The organism is Bacteroides sp., assembly GCF_028690125.1.
In the GTDB taxonomy this organism is placed as follows: Bacteria; Bacteroidota; Bacteroidia; order Bacteroidales; family Bacteroidaceae; genus Bacteroides.
The window spans coordinates 33,564-51,439 of record NZ_JAQVBV010000036.1; the positions used below are offsets into that span (position 1 = coordinate 33,564).

General features: G+C 37.6%; 15 protein-coding genes, 1 tRNA gene and 1 pseudogene. 3 read left to right on the plus strand and 14 right to left on the minus strand.

Going from position 1 to position 17,876, the window contains the following annotated elements; translation table 11 throughout:
* Positions 1-6: 6 nt before the first annotated feature.
* The 11 genes from PHO71_RS19350 to PHO71_RS19400 all read right to left on the minus strand — a co-directional run bounded on the left by PHO71_RS19350 (position 7) and on the right by PHO71_RS19400 (position 13,469).
* Complete coding sequence (locus PHO71_RS19350) at positions 7-1,167, minus strand: hypothetical protein (RefSeq protein WP_300206493.1); 1,161 nt, start codon at positions 1,165-1,167, stop codon at positions 7-9.
* A gap of 165 nt (positions 1,168-1,332) precedes the next feature.
* A complete protein-coding gene (locus tag PHO71_RS19355) occupies positions 1,333-2,493 on the minus strand; it encodes an acyltransferase (RefSeq protein ID WP_300206495.1) in 1,161 nt (386 codons plus the stop codon).
* 111 nt (positions 2,494-2,604) lie between these two features.
* Positions 2,605-4,239 carry a fumarate hydratase gene (locus PHO71_RS19360; protein ID WP_300206497.1) on the minus strand — a complete coding sequence of 545 codons (1,635 nt, stop codon included), beginning with the start codon at positions 4,237-4,239 and terminating at the stop codon, positions 2,605-2,607.
* 545 nt (positions 4,240-4,784) lie between these two features.
* Entirely contained in the window at positions 4,785-6,776 is a 1,992-nt protein-coding gene (locus tag PHO71_RS19365; RefSeq protein ID WP_300206499.1) for a DUF4954 family protein, read from the minus strand.
* Between the two features lie 55 nt (positions 6,777-6,831).
* Positions 6,832-8,094, minus strand: a complete 1,263-nt coding sequence (hflX, locus tag PHO71_RS19370; protein WP_300206501.1) for a GTPase HflX — start codon at positions 8,092-8,094, stop codon at positions 6,832-6,834.
* A gap of 102 nt (positions 8,095-8,196) precedes the next feature.
* Positions 8,197-9,375: a site-specific integrase gene (locus PHO71_RS19375; protein WP_300206503.1), complete on the minus strand. Its 1,179-nt coding sequence runs from the start codon at positions 9,373-9,375 to the stop codon at positions 8,197-8,199.
* Between the two features lie 88 nt (positions 9,376-9,463).
* Positions 9,464-10,123, minus strand: coding sequence for a MarC family protein (locus tag PHO71_RS19380; protein ID WP_300206505.1), 660 nt, complete (start codon positions 10,121-10,123; stop codon positions 9,464-9,466).
* Positions 10,124-10,185: 62 nt separating this feature from the next.
* A complete protein-coding gene (locus PHO71_RS19385; RefSeq protein ID WP_300206507.1) occupies positions 10,186-10,878 on the minus strand; it encodes a YjjG family noncanonical pyrimidine nucleotidase in 693 nt (230 codons plus the stop codon).
* 103 nt (positions 10,879-10,981) lie between these two features.
* Positions 10,982-11,839 carry a hypothetical protein gene (locus PHO71_RS19390; RefSeq protein ID WP_300206509.1) on the minus strand — a complete coding sequence of 286 codons (858 nt, stop codon included), beginning with the start codon at positions 11,837-11,839 and terminating at the stop codon, positions 10,982-10,984.
* Between the two features lie 36 nt (positions 11,840-11,875).
* Positions 11,876-12,550: a 16S rRNA (cytidine(1402)-2'-O)-methyltransferase gene (gene rsmI, locus PHO71_RS19395; protein WP_300206511.1), complete on the minus strand. Its 675-nt coding sequence runs from the start codon at positions 12,548-12,550 to the stop codon at positions 11,876-11,878.
* Between the two features lie 7 nt (positions 12,551-12,557).
* The gene (locus PHO71_RS19400; RefSeq protein WP_300206513.1) at positions 12,558-13,469 is read right to left on the minus strand and encodes a hypothetical protein; all 912 of its coding nucleotides are present in this window, start codon (positions 13,467-13,469) and stop codon (positions 12,558-12,560) included.
* 279 nt (positions 13,470-13,748) lie between these two features.
* On the opposite strand from PHO71_RS19400, the gene PHO71_RS19405 reads away from it, so the two are divergent.
* The 3 genes from PHO71_RS19405 to PHO71_RS19415 all read left to right on the plus strand — a co-directional run bounded on the left by PHO71_RS19405 (position 13,749) and on the right by PHO71_RS19415 (position 15,661).
* Complete coding sequence (locus PHO71_RS19405; protein WP_300206514.1) at positions 13,749-14,345, plus strand: thymidine kinase; 597 nt, start codon at positions 13,749-13,751, stop codon at positions 14,343-14,345.
* Between the two features lie 17 nt (positions 14,346-14,362).
* On the plus strand, positions 14,363-15,499 hold the full coding sequence (locus PHO71_RS19410) for an AI-2E family transporter (RefSeq protein WP_300206516.1): 1,137 nt from the start codon (positions 14,363-14,365) through the stop codon (positions 15,497-15,499).
* 89 nt (positions 15,500-15,588) lie between these two features.
* A tRNA-Lys gene (locus PHO71_RS19415) sits at positions 15,589-15,661 on the plus strand.
* Between the two features lie 332 nt (positions 15,662-15,993).
* Here the strand turns inward: PHO71_RS19415 and PHO71_RS19420 are convergent.
* The 3 genes and pseudogenes from PHO71_RS19420 to PHO71_RS19430 form a co-directional block, all read right to left on the minus strand.
* On the minus strand, positions 15,994-16,428 hold the full coding sequence (locus PHO71_RS19420; RefSeq protein WP_300206518.1) for a hypothetical protein: 435 nt from the start codon (positions 16,426-16,428) through the stop codon (positions 15,994-15,996).
* Between the two features lie 36 nt (positions 16,429-16,464).
* A complete protein-coding gene (locus tag PHO71_RS19425) occupies positions 16,465-16,785 on the minus strand; it encodes a hypothetical protein (RefSeq protein ID WP_300206520.1) in 321 nt (106 codons plus the stop codon).
* Positions 16,786-16,821: 36 nt separating this feature from the next.
* Positions 16,822-17,876 (minus strand): annotated as a pseudogene (locus PHO71_RS19430) (hypothetical protein); the annotation flags it as partial.

Sequence of the window (17,876 nt, forward strand, 5' to 3'; positions counted from 1 at the left end):
CTTTAACTATTCTACTAATTTAAATGGATTTTGCACTTCACCTGTATAACGGTAGAGACGTATATTACTGCCCTGCCCTTCAGCGGTGCGATAATTGTGTGAAATGTAGAAATAACCTTCTCCCAACGAACAAAAACCTGTCGCTCCTATATTAAAGTTCCAACCATGGATACTTGTTGAATCATCCTTTAAACCTGCAGCCTTGAGAGGCACAACAAAGCCTTTCTTGATGTAAGGTACACCTTTAAGAGGCTGCTTCACAGGGCGTGCCGCACCATCTATAGCATAAAGGGAATAGTTTGGGAAATGCTTCTTCTTACCGCTATACACACACATAAACCAACTCTTGGTATAAGCGTCATATTCCAAATTCTGCACGCCATAAGTGGTATTACCTGTCATGGCAAAATATTCTCTGTCAGGCTGTGCAGGACCATTAGTATGCATATTTTCCTGTGAGAGCGAGGTCTCATACTTACCCCACTTGCTAATATCATATTGTAACAACACTTGATAGTCATTATCAGAACGTTCCACCTCACCATAAATGCCATAAGCCACCGTAAGATACTCTTTACCGTCCTTCTTTCCGAAGCGAGGTCCGAAGCTCACACCGTCTATACCACTACAACCGAAACGGTGAGGTTTTTCACCCTCAACGGTAGTAACTGTAGCAAGGTAGTCATCCAATACCGTGGGTAAATAAACTGTGGACATTATACCATCTTTCTCTGCATCCATATCCATACGCGTAATGCGTTCCACGTCGAAAATAGCAATATAGAAGGCATTATCTAGTTTTCGCAAACTCTTTTCCATCTGCAAGATACCTTTACCAATACCATCATCCTTATATTCCAGCGAGCCGTATACACGACCATCTTTCTCATTAAAATCTAAGCATCCCAAATGTCCTAAAAGTCCTTTTACTGATCCTATAACGTTACCATTAAGATCTGCTTTAATAAGCATAGTAGTATACGAAAGATAGATATATTTACGCTCAGCATCGACAGCGATACCCTGAATGTGACCTGCTTTATAGGGGCCTGATTTAATGGTTATAGGTAGATTTTGCAACTCAGTAATCTTGCCTTGTGCTGAGACGAAAAGCGCATTTGAAATAGCCAGTAAAGCCGCTACTGTAAAGATGAAGATGTGTTTCATATTAGTATGATTCTATATTAACCCTACAAAGATATACAAATCAACTCTAAATTCAAAATTCTCCCCCACCCTGAAAAGTTTTAGCTTCTTACCGAATTAAAAGTAGCTAATAAGATACTCTTGCTTTTGCCTACCTACTACCACCTCACAGACTGATTTATATATTTATCCCACAATATATTTAGCAATCTTTCCTGTACGATATATAAGCCATACCAATATCCAGGAAACTAAAAAAGCAACAACAGCTGCCACAGGTATTTGCAAAGGAATCGGCACATGAATAGCTCTCGCTAACTCTACTGAAGGTCCGGTAAAGAAATAGTGAACCATATAAATGCCAAAGCCACAAACTGTAAGATTTGCCAATGCTTCTTTCAACTTCTCTGAACGTATTTTAGCTTTCTTTGCGAGCATAAAAACGGGGATTGTCATCATTACTACATTAATAGAGCAATACGTAAAGAATAATTCAAGCATTTCATCCGTAAAATCCGGTAGAGCTGTCATATGACGGAAACCAAAAAAAGTTATAGCATAACCAACCGCAAACATCGGAATACCAATAATCAATGTTTTGCGCATACTCCATTCAAGATTACGCAAATAATGTCCCAACAATAAATATCCATTAAATCCGGCAAAAGCATAAAGCATACCAAATGAATTCCAAGAGCAAGTTCCCCATAAATAAACGGAAACAAACTGATAATAATAAGGAAGAAGTAATGTTACTCCCCAAGCCAACAAGAACATCAATTTAGCACGTTCTGAAGCCTTCTCAACCCATGCAGAAAAAATTGGCAAGTAAAGATAGAGTCCGATGAGCAGGTAAATATACCACATATGTACTGCCAAAATTGAGAAATTAAACGGAATAGATGCTATATATTCCATAGCTATTGAGAAGGATTGACGCATCACATCCTCACCAGCATAAGGGAAAAAATCAAGAATTATTTGAGGGCTCAGACCCAACAATCCCGTTATCCAGGGAAAAAGATTATAGAATACTGACCAGATCAGAAATGGGAAAAAGACTCTGGGTATACGTTTCTTATAAAAAGTGGAAGCATCACCCCGAACAGGTAGCAATAATGCACCTGTAATCATCGCAAATAAAGGTACACACGGACGCAATACCGCACCGTATATTGCTCCCCACAATTTTATTTCTCCAATATTAGGAGCCGTCCCGGGATAGAAGTTAAAAGGATCGGTGCAATGACAACAAACAACAGTAAACATTGCAATAAAGCGTACTACATCCAGCCAAACAATATGCTGGTTCTTTTGATTAGGTAATTCTGTCGCGGATTGCTTCATAAAATGGTTGGTATTAGAATAGGATGTTAGTAAAAAAGGGGTACCTATACAAAAATTTACAGGTATCCCTTAAAGAATTTATTTATTCAAGCTGTAAACACAGCCTTTTTCTTATTTGACACAGCGTGGTTTGATCTGCTTGAAGAAGTCATTACCTTTATCATCTACCAAGATAAATGCCGGAAAATTCTCAACTTCAATCTTCCAGATAGCTTCCATACCCAATTCTGGATATTCCACACATTCAATGCTTTTAATGTTATTCTGAGCTAAAATAGCGGCCGGACCACCAATAGAACCAAGGTAAAAACCACCGTGTTTCTTACAAGCATCGGTCACTTGCTGGCTACGATTACCTTTTGCAAGCATAATCATGCTACCACCATGATCCTGGAATAACTCAACATATGAGTCCATACGTCCTGCAGTAGTGGGACCCATTGAACCGCAAGCCATACCTGCCGGAGTCTTCGCCGGACCCGCATAGTAGATAGGATGATCTTTGATATATTGAGGAAGATCTTCTCCACGGTCCAAACGTTCTTTCAGTTTTGCATGAGCGATATCACGTCCTACAATAATGGTTCCATTCAATGACAGACGAGTAGCCACCGGATATTTAGTCAATTCTTTTAGGATTTCAGCCATCGGACGATTCAGGTCGATCTTAATTGCATCGCCTTCACCGGTTTGGCGCAATTCTTCAGGAATCAGGTTTCCCGGATGAGAATCAAGTTTTTCTATCCAGATGCCTTCTTTATTGATCTTACATTTAATGTTACGGTCGGCAGAACAAGATACGCCTAACCCTACCGGACAAGAAGCACCGTGACGAGGTAAACGGATTATGCGAACATCATGAGCTAAATATTTACCACCGAATTGTGCACCCAAACCAATTTTATGGGCTTCTTCCAATACTTGCTTTTCAAGCTCAACATCACGGAAAGCACGACCAAATTCATTCCCTGTAGTGGGCAAGTTATCATAAAAATGAGTTGAAGCCAATTTCACAGTCAGCAAGTTCTTTTCAGCAGAAGTTCCACCGATAACAAATGCAATATGATAAGGAGGACAAGCTGCTGTACCTAGAGTTTTCATCTTCTCAACCAAAAACGGTACCAATGTACTGGGATTCAAAATTGCTTTTGTTTCCTGATATAGATAAGTCTTATTTGCGGAACCACCACCTTTCGTTACACAAAGAAATTCATACTCCATACCTTCGGTAGCCTCGATATCAATTTGTGCAGGCAGGTTACATTTTGTATTTACCTCGTCATACATATTCAGAGGTGCATTCTGTGAATAACGCAAATTCTCTTCTGTGTAAGTTTTATAAACACCTAATGAAAGAGCTTCTTCATCACAGTAGCCTGTCCATACTTGCTGTCCCTTTTCACCGTGAATAATAGCTGTACCTGTATCCTGGCAGAATGGTAATACACCTTTTGCAGCCACCTCTGCATTACGCAGGAAAGTCAGTGCTACATACTTATCGTTATCACTTGCTTCCGGATCACTCAGAATCTTAGCAACCTGCTCGTTGTGCGAACGACGAAGCATGAATGATACATCACGAAAAGCAGCATTAGCCATCGCAGTCAAACCTTCTTTCTTAACTTTCAGGATAGGATTTCCTTCAAACTCGCTTACTGATACATAGTCTTTTGTAAGCAGATAATACTCAGTTGTATCTTTCCCCTTTTCAAACATGGGCTGATACTTAAACAGAGGTGTTGCCATAAGTCTCTTATTTTATTACGTAATGTTAGTTAGTGAGGCAAAGGTAATAAATATGAATGAAGAATTAAGAATGAAAAAAGAAGAATTAAGAATGAATAACGGAGAATTCGGTTGTTTCAGTTTGTTTGATTCAGTTAAAACAAGTTGCTCCACTATGCGAAACAGAAAAAGCGTTAGCTACTAAATAAGTTATTGAAAAATATAGTTTCATACAGAATATGGGGATAAGTTAGAAAATATTTGTCCCAAAAACAGGCTTTTGATAGTTGATACATAGACTATCAACAACCTAAACATAGAGTATAAACAGTTAATAAGCAAGATATTAACAGTGTACAGACTAAGAAAAAAGGCTATTGATAAAAATACTTTTTTCAACTGTATGGGAGGCTGAAAGTAGGCCGATTAAAATACCCATATCCCCATAATACCGATAGAAATCCGCTTGATAAGACATGGGCTGAAAGCCTAATTTAAACTTAGACTTCCAGCCCATAATTAATATATATTGTTCAATGAATATGCTTCCTCAAAGAATCTAAAAGTTACTCTTCAATATGTTCAATCCTTTTAATCAATTCATCTCCTAAAGCTGTTTTATCTTCAATATGTTTCAGCACTGCCATCACAAAAGTATTACTTTCAAAGTCACCACGAACTTGTTCGAAATCTTGCTTCATTTCATCACGCGAACCGTCGGCACCAAATCCCGTCATCGAAGAAAGTGAAAATTCTTTCTTTGCATCTTCGTACACCATCTTGTCTAGTCCAACTACTGCTTCTTGCCAAGCTTTCACAATATGAATCACATCTTTAACTGTAATCGTCTCTGGATTCAATCCATAGAATTCCTGAATTTTATCATAAGCCCAAGTCCATTCATAAGTATAATAGTTATCGTGCATTTCAGAGAAACAAGCATTTATTGACTTCAAACGATTAATGGAGCCAGTTTCAATACCATCCAGCAGCCTATCAATCTCACTTTTTGGAGCTATCAAACCAGAAATATCAGCCCATTCTCCCGTTCCTATTTCCGTATCCGGCTTCAGACGCTGACGTATTTCTTGATTGCTTTGGAAATTGATACCTTCCAGCCGTTTAATAATAGAGTTACCCAAAAACTTATGAATGGCAATTTCGTAAAAACGAATACCATTATTTAGAGAAGAATTTCTAATTTTAGCACTCTGATAAGAATATATCTCTGAAGTTTCCCCCGATACTCGTTTAAGTTCCTTCAAGATAGATCGCCCTTTGAACATTTTCTGAATAGTATAAGGACTCAATAGGTTATAATTAATATAATCCAAACAATTCGGGTCCTTTCGTTTATCACGTTTCGGCCACTTTTGGGCATCACGGATTGTACCGACACTTCGCAGATTTACCCCTGGAACCAAATAAGTAGTATTTCGTTGTTCAATCAAATAAGAGAAAGGAAGATTAGAAGTATCAGCATGATTGACATGGCGTCCCATGACCAAAGAAAAAGCTCCGACACGTGCCGGCCATAAGATATAAGAATCAGAAGTAGTCTTCGCTCCCCTTTCCATAGTTCCCTGATGAATAGGTCCCAACTTATACATATGGTTACTCTGGTTAGAACCCGAACCGGCATTCATAAACGAGAACATTCCGGCAATCAATAGTGTAGACTTATGATGGGTCACGGTAAAAGGACCGGCAAAAATTGCACAAGCCTCACCGTTCTCACCTTGACAATTACTAAAAAACAAGGAATCGGAAGCAGAATAATTATGTCCCAATTTACAGGACTGACCAACAAAACAACGGGTAAGCATTGTACCATCGTCTACATGAGAACCGGAGGAGATAATAAAATCATCACAGATTACTCCATGACCAATTCGAACAGGAGCTGATACATTACTATTAATGCTACCGTTTGATAAGCGGCATGTCCCGCAGATGTGGCAATAATCCCCAACACGAACATTCTTGATAGATCCTGTGTTGAGAATCATCACATGATCACCTATGCTCCCAACCGTAGCAGCATGTTTGTTGGAGTAATAATCCGTAATCGCTTTCATCCGGTTAATAAGTTCCGGACGATGGCGGTATAAAGCCAATATATATGCCTGATGAGCTGATAGTTTGTCATTTATCAACACTTCACGCCCACCTGTTTCATTCAGGACAGTAACTTCTACCCCATTACCGAAAGTACTCAGTCCGTCCACCAGAATGATATCTACATTTTCAATAAATGTATCATTTCCAATTTCATAATTAGCGATGTAGTTTTGGATGTTCTCGATGCAGCAGTTATCTCCTACTACCACATTGTGTAAAGTGACATGGCGTAATCCCGAATGTTTCTTGATTCCTCCCGGCAATGTAAATTCAGCGTCAAACACACCAAGTCTTACAACTCCCGAAAAACGGGTGTGATGAACGTACTCGATATTAAAACCTTCGGCAACTAAAACATTTCCCCAGTCATCAGCCAGACAGGACTGACTTTTTAGCTGAAGCACCTCGTCTTCAGTCAATCTACGATAATCTTTCATATAGATATAATTTATGTACCGCCTCCCCAATTTGCAAAACGGTACATTTGATTAATTATTCTTCCTCTTCTTCGTAGGTCTGATAAAGAAAATCGTTATAGGGGTATTTCTGAACGTGTAGTTCTTTCACTCGTTGATATACAACACTTTTCAGTTCGTCTATATTGATTCGCTCGCGGGCGGAAATGAAAAGGCAATTATCCTCCATCTTAGCCATCCACGTCTTCATCAGTTCTTCGAGTGTTAAGTTTTCCTTTGTTCTGGGGGTAAGGTCGTCAGGTGCTTTTTCCACGTAGGTATAAGCATCTATTTTATTAAATATAAGTATCATAGGTTTTCCGGCACCACCAATATCAGCAAGTGTTTTATTCACTACTTCTATCTGTTCTTCAAATCCCGGATGCGAAATATCGACAACATGTAGCAACAAGTCAGCCTCACGTACTTCATCAAGAGTCGATTTAAAAGAATCTACCAAGTCCGTCGGCAACTTACGGATAAATCCAACCGTATCGGACAACAGAAATGGCAGGTTATCAATAATCACTTTGCGAACAGTCGTATCCAATGTTGCAAAAAGTTTGTTTTCTGCAAATACTTCACTTTTTGACAGCAGATTCATCATGGTTGATTTTCCGACATTGGTATACCCTACCAAAGCCACACGAATCATTCTTCCACGATTTTTACGTTGAGTCGATTTCTGCTTGTCTATCTCGGCCAAACGTTCTTTCAACAGTGACATACGGTTTAGAATGATACGACGGTCCATCTCGAGTTGTGTTTCACCCGGTCCACGAAGACCTACAGAACCACCTTTGCCACTTCCACCACCGGAGCCACCTCCTTGTCGTTCCAAGTGTGTCCACAATCGTTGCAAACGGGGCAACATATATTTATATTGAGCAAGTTCTACCTGCGTCTTGGCATTGGCTGTTTGCGCACGCATTGCAAATATATCAAGAATCAGAGAAGTACGGTCGAGTATTTTTATTTTCAGTTCAGCCTCAATATTACGAATCTGCTTAGCAGAAAGTTCATCATCGAAGATAACCATTCCCACTTCACGTTCTTCCTCTGTTTCGTTTCGAATATATTCTTTTATTTCTTCCAGTTTACCTTTTCCAACATAGGTCACCGAATTTGCAGTCGGCAACTTCTGGGTAAATCGTTTCACTACTTCCGCCCCAGCCGTCTCGGCAAGGAAAGCCAGTTCATCCAGATATTCAATGGTCTTACGCTCATCCTGCGTCTGAGTGATGAGTCCCACCAGTACAGCTGTTTCAACCTGGGCTTCGGAGATTACAAATTCTTTCATTTCTTCTGTTCTATATAAAAATATGACGGCAAATATAACAAAAAAAAAGAGGACATTGTTGCATTCCTCTTTTTTTCATATCTGTTGGGTTCTGTTTTTATATCACTCGCCTCCCGAAAAAGTTGTCCGTTCCAGATCACGCACCAGAGTAATGTCCATAATATTGGTGTAAATCTGCGTTGTTTTCACACTTTTATGCCCGAGCAATTTTTGTACAGTCGTTATATTGGCTCCATTATAGATAAGTAAAGTAGCATTGGTATGACGAGCTGTATGAAAGGATACACGTTTATCAATTCCTGCCTGTTTGGCCAGTTTATTTAATTCTTTATTCACATTCGAATTATTTCCCAGTTTAAAAAAGTCGTTGAGAGCATTCTTGTAACGTTCCAGAACTAGTATTCCCTTCCCACCAAATAACAAATACAGTGGAAGACGTACCTCAATTTGAGTTTTTACGGATTTATAGATAAGCCATGTTTCCTGATAAAGTTCCACAATATTGGCGGACGTCAAATTTACAAAATCAGAATATCGTAATCCGGCATAGCAACAGAAAAGAAAGGCATCTCTGGAATGTTGTAACTTTACGAACCGCCCTTCTAAATCCAGATTTTCAATTTTACGAAGTTCTTCCGGTGATAAGTGTGTATGTTTTCCTTCTACGCTTTTTATCTTGTATTTCTTGAAAGCATATTTTTGGATATCCATGTATTCTTTATTAATAGCCACATTCACATAACGTTTCAGATGTTTCATGTGCTTGGCAATCGTATTGAGATGGTATCCTTTGGACTGGAGAAAACTATCAAATGAATAGACGAACTCAAATGTTAAATCGGTAAAGAGAATTTCTTTTTTATATTCCTGCAATAAACAGAGGGTGGAAAGATGGTTTTGTTTGGTACATTTTTTTAATGATGAGTTTTTTATTTCATCATTGAAAAACGTCAGAAAAGAATGCTTACTATCAGTTACCGATCTGATTATCGAGTCTTTTAATAGTTGCAAGGAAATAATTTTCCCTTGTTGCCAAAGCTCCAGTTCTTTTTGTTCGATTGTAGCTATATACCCATAAAGCATCCGATTTAAAGCTTCTGCATTAGGATGCTCCTTGACTATTCTCCGCTTTGCATCCCATTGTTCAGGTCTGAGATAAATTCTGGTTGAAAAGTAAATCTTCCTTTTATTCAGATAGGCTTCCACTTGTACAAGTGCTATTCCCTTTTTATTCAGTTTCTTTTTCCGGTTAAACACAAGACTATAGCTAATCTTTTCCATACTTTTAATTTTTAACTAATACTATGAACAAATTAGATGTAGCCTCATGTAATATAAGAATAGAACAAGCCTTAATATCTGCAAAACGTTATTGAATCATTCCTAACATTCCCTCTTTTACAATATCTATAAATATTGGTTTTGCTCCGCTCACAAAGCATTCGACTGCAATTACCATCAAGATCAGCCCCATCAAGCGCATCATTACATTGTTCCCGGTTTCTCCCAGAACTTTAACCAAGCGTGTAGAAGCACGAAGAATAAAGTAAGTAATCAAATAAATTAGAGCAATAATGCTGATCAATGTGCTCTTCATCTCGAAAGAGTTTGCATCTTGCATTAACACAATGGCGTTGGCGATTGCTCCCGGTCCACAAAGCATCGGTATGCCAAGTGGGGTTATGGAGATATCGTCCGCGTAAGTCTTGATTTCTTCATCTTTTAATTTCATGGGCGTATAGCGGGCTTGCAACATATCAAAGCCTATTTTAAAAATAATGACTCCTCCCGCGATACGAAAACCATTGGTTGAAATACCAAAGAATTTAAAGAGGAATTGACCGGCAAAAACGAAAACCATAATTGTGATAAATGACACAATAGTAGCCCGACGTACTATTGACCGACGCTCTTTATCTGTCATCCCATGAGTCATGGTGAGAAATACCGGCATTGTTCCCAAAGGATTGGTCAGTGTGAAAAATGAAGTAAAACAAAGTAAAGCGAATGGCAGAAGCGTACTATCCATGATTTTATCGTATTTTCATGCAATTATTAAACGCGGCAAAAATACGACTTAATCCATAAAAACTATAATAAATCCATCAATTCTTTCAAAGAGCGAATCTGATAGGTAGGATGAAATGGAAAGGATGTCCTTTCTGTTACATTATAAAAAGCTTGAGCCATCCCAACTCTGTATGCTCCCGTAATATCAGCTTCCCAACTATCACCAATCATTAAGGATCTTCGCAAATTGGATTGAGTAGCAGATAAAGCAAAGTTGAATACTTCCGGTGAGGGCTTCAATTTGCCTATATCTTCAGATAGAATTACCTTTTTGAAATAAATATCAACTCCTGCCGAACGTATCTTATGTGATTGTAGTTCACGAAAACCGTTAGAAAGGATATACATATTATATTTAGGAGACAAATACTCCAATACTTCTTTTGCATAAGGCATCAAACCTGTTTTAGTAGGAATAATTGCAAAAAAATCTTCTGAGAATTGCTTCGCGAAAGCCTCATCATTTAAGCCAACTGATTGTAAGGGAAATAGGAAACGCTGATAGTTCAGTTCTTCTTTCGTAATCTTTCCTTCACCGTATTCGAGCCAAAGTTCTGTGTTCCGCCGTTGATAAAGCATATAATAATGGTCGAATGAATCAAAATAAAGATCCAGCGAATAATTATGGTATACTTCTTCAAATGTTTCACGGGCATTCTGAGAAAAAGCCCAAATCGTATCATCGAGATCAAAAAATAAGTTCTTATATTTCATCAGTAGTTTCGTATCTATCAGGAAAATAAAAAAGCCAATGTGCTAATTTCTCTGATATTAAAAAGATCAGCACATTGGCTATTCTAAAAAAGATTTATCTATCTTACTTCACCAGAACAACCAAATATTTAGATACACTCCAAAATTCTGTAGGATTGGAAATCTTCAAAGTCAGCTGACCTTTATCGTCCTTAACAAGTTCGTAAGAACCTGTAGGATGAGTAGTCAATAACTCAGCACGTTTAGAATATAGTTTGATTTCTTTCGTGGTGCGAATATCAATCTGAGTAAAGTAGTCTTTATTAAAATCAGCACTCTTCAGTACATCTCCGCTTTCCAGAATCTTCTGGGCTTTCAATTCAGATTTTGTACCGAATACAAACCATGCAGCATTCAAGCTTTTTTCTTGCTCAGCAACAGTTTTAGCCTTTGCCTCGTTTTCTGCTGCCAAAGTTTCTTTGGTAGCAGCCAAGTCACTAACTGCGGCATCAAGTTCCTGAATACGGATATTCTTGGAAGCCAATTCGGTCTGAAGTTCTTCAATGCGCTGTTGTTTAGCATTCAATTCTGCTGTCAAAGCTTCCACTGCTTTCTTCAATTGAGCTGAATTAGATTTACTACTCTTCAACTGAGCCTGTAATTTTTCAATTTGGGTTCTGTTCTCTTCCATCTGCTTAGTGATGAATTCAATATCAGAGGCAATCTGTTGTTTAGCATTAGCCGCATTCTCGGTAATTGTACCGCGTTGCAAATCTACACGACTTTCAGCTGCATTGATTTTACGGAAACCATCTTGGATTTCGTTGAACGTTCCCATCATATCATCCAATTCAGCATTGCGCTGTGTCAATTCCATCAAAAGAGAATCATTTTCGGCCTTCAGGTCTTTACTTCCACCTTTAAAACCATCACACGAAGCCAACATGGCTACGCATACAAATAAAATTGCTAACTTTTTCATACGTTTACGTTTTTACGTTTTTAAATGAAGTTATTTTTAATTGTCTATTCCTGCAAGTATTATCACTATTTCACCCCGTGGCTCAGCAACGGTAAAATGTTCCACCAATTCAGCCAAGCTTCCACGAACGGTTTCTTCATGTATCTTGGATATTTCTCGAGACACAGTTGCCTGACGTTCAGCACCAAAATATTCGACAAACTGAATTAACGTTTTCAATAATCGATGAGGGGATTCATAAAACACCATTGTACGTTGTTCTTCGACCAAGCCTTTCAACCGTGTTTGACGCCCTTTTTTTTGAGGAAGAAAGCCTTCAAAACAAAACTTTTCATTTGGTAACCCCGAGGCGACCAATGCCGGAACAAATGCTGTAGCCCCCGGAAGGCATTGTACTTCAATACCATTACGGACACATTCACGGACAACCAGAAAACCAGGATCGGAAATCCCAGGAGTACCGGCATCTGAAATCAGTGCAACCGTTTCACCCGCCTTTATTCTATTAACAACGCTCTCTACTGTTTTATGTTCATTAAACTTATGGTGAGATTGCATCGCGTTCTTTATTTCAAAGTGCTTTAACAAGATTCCCGAAGTGCGTGTATCCTCCGCTAAAATCAAGTCAGCCTCTTTCAGCACTTTGATAGCACGAAAAGTCATATCCTCCAAATTTCCTACCGGCGTAGGTACTACAAACAACTTTCCCATATATCCTTTATGCTGATTGATTAAAATATTTCTTTAGTAACTCAAGAAAGTCATTGTGTGTCTCATTTTCTTCAATGATATTGACTTTTGAGGTGAGAAAGACCATGGCTGCTTTATAGGAATTCATGACCGAAATTTGCTCAATAACACGATTCATCAGGCTACCGTCACCATCAAATAGTTCACGTGAAAATCGGAAAGAATCATTCAAACTAATCGAAGAGCGTAAACCTTTTGAGATTTGTATGCTTTCTCCTAAAACAGAAAGTTTAATTTCTTCTCTGTGAGCTGGAAGATCATTATCACCTTCTTCTACAACAAGCTCTTTTTCTTCCATAGTTTCTATGATAGAAGTATTTTCTATGATAGGAGTTTCTTTGATAACAAACGGATCTTCTTTAATCAAAGGCTCTTTTACTTTATTAACTTCTTCTTTTTTCCTATTATTAACTTCCTCATTTTTAAGAAGGTCTTCTACAACAAAAAACTCCTTCACAACTGGAAGTTCCTCTTTTTTTAACTCAGTAATTTCTTGTTCTTCTTGTTCTGCTGCTAATGATGATGATGCCGTAACTATGGTTGTGGCTTTTACAACTTCTTCCACCGTTTCTTTCACAACGGCAGACGCTTCTTCAATGGAAAAAGATTCTATAGCAGTAGTTACGATTTCTTTATCAGAAGATTTCTCTATAATAGGAGATGAGTTTTTCACTATTTTTTCAGTGGTAATAGAAGCCAATGGAATTTCTCGATCAGAATTTAATTTCTGCAGCAGTTGCTCCAAGCGTCCCTGCATTTGCATGATATTCCGCTTCAACAATTCAGTTAAAGTCGAATTCGGTTCCTGAGAAAATGACTTCATAAGGCATTTCAACTCCTGAACATCCAACTCTATATCTGCTAATAGTTTCTGTTCCATGTCCTTTTATCGTTATTTATTATGCGAATGTAGGAATAAATTGTGCAATAACTTAAAATAAAGAATAATTTAACAGTTCTTATAGGTCGTAAATTATGCTATAATAACTTTCCTAGACATACATATGAGAGTCTCCCATATGTATGTCTGGAAGCATATTTTTCTACAATCAAAAGAATAAAGGAATATGAAAAATAAAGTTTCTCCATTAATGAAGAAATTTCCAAGGTTATATTACCTTTGTACATATATTCATTTAATTAAGATACACAAAATCACATGGTTTTATTTTCAGAAGATCACATACAAGAAACTAGAAGAAGAGGTAGAATAGAAGTTATTTGTGGTTCTATGTTCTCAGGAAAAACAGAAGAACTGATTAGAAGAATGAAGAGAGCAAAATTTGCCCGGCAACGTGTAGAGATATTCAAACCTGCCATTGACACGCGCTACTCCGAAGAAGAAGTTGTTTCGCACGACAGTCATTCCATTGCTTCGACTCCCATAGACTCATCTGCCAGTATTCTGTTGTTCACTTCTGAGATAGATGTTGTAGGTATTGACGAGGCACAATTCTTTGATGATGGGTTGATTGATGTATGCAAGCAGCTTGCTAATAATGGAATCCGTGTAATTATTGCAGGATTGGATATGGATTTTAAAGGGAATCCATTCGGCCCGATGCCTCAATTATGCGCCATTGCAGATGAAGTTTCTAAAGTACATGCAATCTGCGTAAAATGTGGTCAGCTAGCATCTTTTTCACATCGAACTGTGAAAAACGACAAGCAAGTTCTTTTAGGAGAAACAGCTGAATATGAGCCTTTATGTAGAGAATGCTATCTTCAGGCATTAAAAAAGGATAAACAGGTATAATCCTAATAAAAATAGATATGGAAAAAAAGAAGATCACATTTGACAGTTTTATACGTGCTTCTATCGGATTTGCATTAGTAATTGGAATATTAATGCTGGTACAACGACTAAGCGGTGTGCTATTACCTTTTTTTATTGCCTGGCTAATTGCCTATATGATCTATCCTTTAGTGAAATTTTTCCAATACAAGCTACGGTTAAAGAGTCGAATTCTTTCCATTTTTTGTGCATTGTTTCTGATTACAGTTGTCGGAGTCGCTTTATTCTATCTATTAGTACCACCAATGATCTCTGAAATGGGTAGAATGAATGATTTATTGATGGCTTACCTGACTAATGGAGCAGGAAACAATATTCCCAAGACTCTTTCTGAATTCATCCATGAGAACATTGACCTCCAAGCGTTAAATCGTCTTCTGAGTGAAGAAAACATTCTCGCCGCTATCAAGGATACAGTTCCCAGAATGTGGGCTTTAGTAGCAGAATCCATCAATATCATATTTAGTATTTTCGCTTCTTTCATTATATTATTATATGTTATATTTATATTATTGGATTATGAAGCTATCGCTGAAGGATGGTTACATTTGCTTCCTAACAAATATCGTAAATTCGCATCTAATCTAGTTTACGACTTACAGAATGGCATGAACAAATATTTTCGCGGTCAAGCTTTAGTAGCATTCTGTGTAGGAATTCTTTTCAGTATAGGTTTTCTAATTATCGATTTCCCAATGGCTATTGCACTTGGACTTTTCATCGGTGCTCTAAACATGGTACCTTATTTGCAAATTATAGGTTTTCTCCCTACTATAATGTTAGCTATCCTCAAAGCTGCTGATACTGGACAGAATTTTTGGATCATTATAGTGTGTGCATTAGCTGTTTTTATTATCGTTCAAGCCATACAAGATACTTTCCTTGTTCCTAAAATTATGGGAAAAATCACAGGATTAAATCCCGCAATTATCCTTTTGTCACTTTCCATTTGGGGTTCTTTAATGGGAATGCTAGGAATGATTATCGCTCTACCACTTACAACTTTGATGCTTTCATACTATCAACGCTTCATTATTAACAAAGAACAAATAAAATATGATAAAGTAGAAGTATCTGATAATCAAGAAACAAACGATAAAGAAGAAAATAATTAGCACTTTTTTCCACAAAACACTTGCAATTTAAATAAAAGTGACTACCTTTGCACCCGCAATCAGGAAATAACTGATTTGCAATAAGGATTGATTCGCTAGCTCAGCAGGTAGAGCACAACACTTTTAATGTTGGGGTCCTGGGTTCGAGCCCCAGGCGGATCACTGAAAGAGAAGCCAAACGGCGACAAGAATTAGACAACTCCTACAATATCAAGGTATTGCAGGAGTTTTTCTTTGTATATAGTCCGTGACCAAAGACACGAAAAGGTCACGAAAAGACACACTTCTATGACCAATTCGTGACCAATACAAAATTCAGAAAAACAGGTCACGGAATGTCCAAAATTGGCTAACCTAGAAACCACAAAACGATTTGTGACACTTTACCAAAACGATTTGTTTCAATTTTAGCCTCATTAACACAAAACGAAATGTGATTTTTTATTTTAGTATTATAAGCCGTCCAACTCGTTAGAGCAGGACAGCTTTTAATATTACAAACACAAAGCGTCTTGGACCTGTATGACAGTCTTAACATTCCAGTCGTTGGAGGAAGCTAGCTTATCTAATGCTTCGTCAGTCAGCTTTTCGAAAGTAAGTTCATTATCTTTCTCTCCTTCTTCTTTCAAGCACTTATCGACTTTGTTACTGTAATCACTGAAGTATTGATTAATACTTTTGCGCTCATCAATTGAAAGAGAAGTTTTTTCTCCTTCGTCTTGCCATTTCTGCGCTTTAGCTTGCATTTCTGCAAATGACTCATCTTTCAGTTTCTCCTGAACGTCTTTCACCAATTCTTCAAAGTCATTCGCTATAGCTCTTAACGCCCTGACAGCCTTAATCACCTTAAACTTATCAGAATCATCCATTTTAGACAGTTTGGCTTCATTCAATACTTTGTATACGTTGATTACATCTAATGTTTTCATTTTTTATTTCTCCTATTATTTTAGATTATTATTGATTTAAATTGTATTTAACTGATTAGCTGCAATTGCTGCTTCAATAAGTTTTTCAAACTCTATTCCAACTGCAAGTATGGGAATAGAATCTTCATTACTTGATGAAATTCCTTCCATCGGATTAGATACATACCGATTAACACTATAGTTGTAAGACTTCATAGAATCTATTTCATTTGAAGCAATAATTCTAGCGTCGATCTTCTTAATTTCCTTGCTGTTGTTGTACACTTCAACTGTTCCTGATACTTTGAAACCGCTGACTTCTTTTTCTACTTTCATGACTGTAGTCACGTTACTAATCTTAAGATCTTGATTTTCCATAATTTTTAGTTTTATATTAATACTTGTTTTTATAATTTACTTATTAATAGTGCTGTTGATTGCTATTGGAGCCATCTCATATCTGAAATTAGCGGAAACGCTTGCGTTATAATACAACTGATATCTGTTAGAATCAAGTAAATACCATTTCCCTATGTATTCGCCAGCTGCTTTAGAGGTTGGTATAAAAATCAAAGTACTACGCCAACTGGAAGGAATGTGTAATACATTAAAGGTTATTTGGTCAGAATAAATGCCACTTGTACCCATTTTATTATAAGCATAACAAGTGCTGGTATTATCAGAATTACCAGCAAACATTATTTTGATTATTGCTACGGAAATATTCATTATCTTGAATTCAACAGGAGCATTTAATGTTAGGTCAAGACCGTCGGCGACGTCAGTTGTCGGAACACTTAATATAGGATATGCGCTACTTAAATTACTAAATACGATAAAGTTGCTAGTTATTTTCATTTTGGATGAATCGACCTCTCCTAATTTAGTAGCACCTTGAATAAACGCATTTTCTATCTTACATCTATTTACGTTCAAACCTTCTAACGATCCACTCGTAGCCTTAATCTCTCCTTCAAACTTATACTTTTTGGTGATAGGGTCCAGCTCAAACACAGGAACATCATCCACCAGAGCGAATATACCTGTCCTTGTTACTCCATTGACCGTTACATTTTTACCCATTAATACTCCTGTTAATTTGCCGTTACTTGCTTTGCTTCCAAAGAATCCTGTAGGAGAAGCTACAAATTTGCTGCCGATAGTAGTACCGTTGGCTATGTATTCGTCAATGAAGTTATTCCAAGTTATTTTTGCATCTTTGGAAAATTCTATGCCATCTTTAGAAAAATGAAACGCACCAAACCCAAACATACCGGAGCCGTCTGGGTTAATTTCATATATTTTGTTGTTGTTTGCGTCTACAGAGAGCAACTTTCCGTTTACACTGTACAGACCTCTCTTGCCATTTGTGCCCGGCAAATTTCCGCCTAGCCTTAGGGTTACTGTATTGGACCAATCCTTAGAATAGATATTCTCCATTAAATCAATAGCCGGCTCTCCGTCATCTA

What these genes read in the sequence shown, in the direction of transcription:
- PHO71_RS19350 (WP_300206493.1), bottom strand. Translation starts at nt 1,167, where the DNA reads ATGAAACACATCTTCATCTTTACAGTAGCGGCTTTACTGGCTATTTCA.
- PHO71_RS19355 (WP_300206495.1), bottom strand. Translation starts at nt 2,493, where the DNA reads ATGAAGCAATCCGCGACAGAATTACCTAATCAAAAGAACCAGCATATT.
- PHO71_RS19360 (WP_300206497.1), bottom strand. Translation starts at nt 4,239, where the DNA reads ATGGCAACACCTCTGTTTAAGTATCAGCCCATGTTTGAAAAGGGGAAA.
- PHO71_RS19365 (WP_300206499.1), bottom strand. Translation starts at nt 6,776, where the DNA reads ATGAAAGATTATCGTAGATTGACTGAAGACGAGGTGCTTCAGCTAAAA.
- hflX (WP_300206501.1), bottom strand. Translation starts at nt 8,094, where the DNA reads ATGAAAGAATTTGTAATCTCCGAAGCCCAGGTTGAAACAGCTGTACTG.
- PHO71_RS19375 (WP_300206503.1), bottom strand. Translation starts at nt 9,375, where the DNA reads ATGGAAAAGATTAGCTATAGTCTTGTGTTTAACCGGAAAAAGAAACTG.
- PHO71_RS19380 (WP_300206505.1), bottom strand. Translation starts at nt 10,123, where the DNA reads ATGGATAGTACGCTTCTGCCATTCGCTTTACTTTGTTTTACTTCATTT.
- PHO71_RS19385 (WP_300206507.1), bottom strand. Translation starts at nt 10,878, where the DNA reads ATGAAATATAAGAACTTATTTTTTGATCTCGATGATACGATTTGGGCT.
- PHO71_RS19390 (WP_300206509.1), bottom strand. Translation starts at nt 11,839, where the DNA reads ATGAAAAAGTTAGCAATTTTATTTGTATGCGTAGCCATGTTGGCTTCG.
- rsmI (WP_300206511.1), bottom strand. Translation starts at nt 12,550, where the DNA reads ATGGGAAAGTTGTTTGTAGTACCTACGCCGGTAGGAAATTTGGAGGAT.
- PHO71_RS19400 (WP_300206513.1), bottom strand. Translation starts at nt 13,469, where the DNA reads ATGGAACAGAAACTATTAGCAGATATAGAGTTGGATGTTCAGGAGTTG.
- PHO71_RS19405 (WP_300206514.1), top strand. Translation starts at nt 13,749, where the DNA reads ATGGTTTTATTTTCAGAAGATCACATACAAGAAACTAGAAGAAGAGGT.
- PHO71_RS19410 (WP_300206516.1), top strand. Translation starts at nt 14,363, where the DNA reads ATGGAAAAAAAGAAGATCACATTTGACAGTTTTATACGTGCTTCTATC.
- PHO71_RS19420 (WP_300206518.1), bottom strand. Translation starts at nt 16,428, where the DNA reads ATGAAAACATTAGATGTAATCAACGTATACAAAGTATTGAATGAAGCC.
- PHO71_RS19425 (WP_300206520.1), bottom strand. Translation starts at nt 16,785, where the DNA reads ATGGAAAATCAAGATCTTAAGATTAGTAACGTGACTACAGTCATGAAA.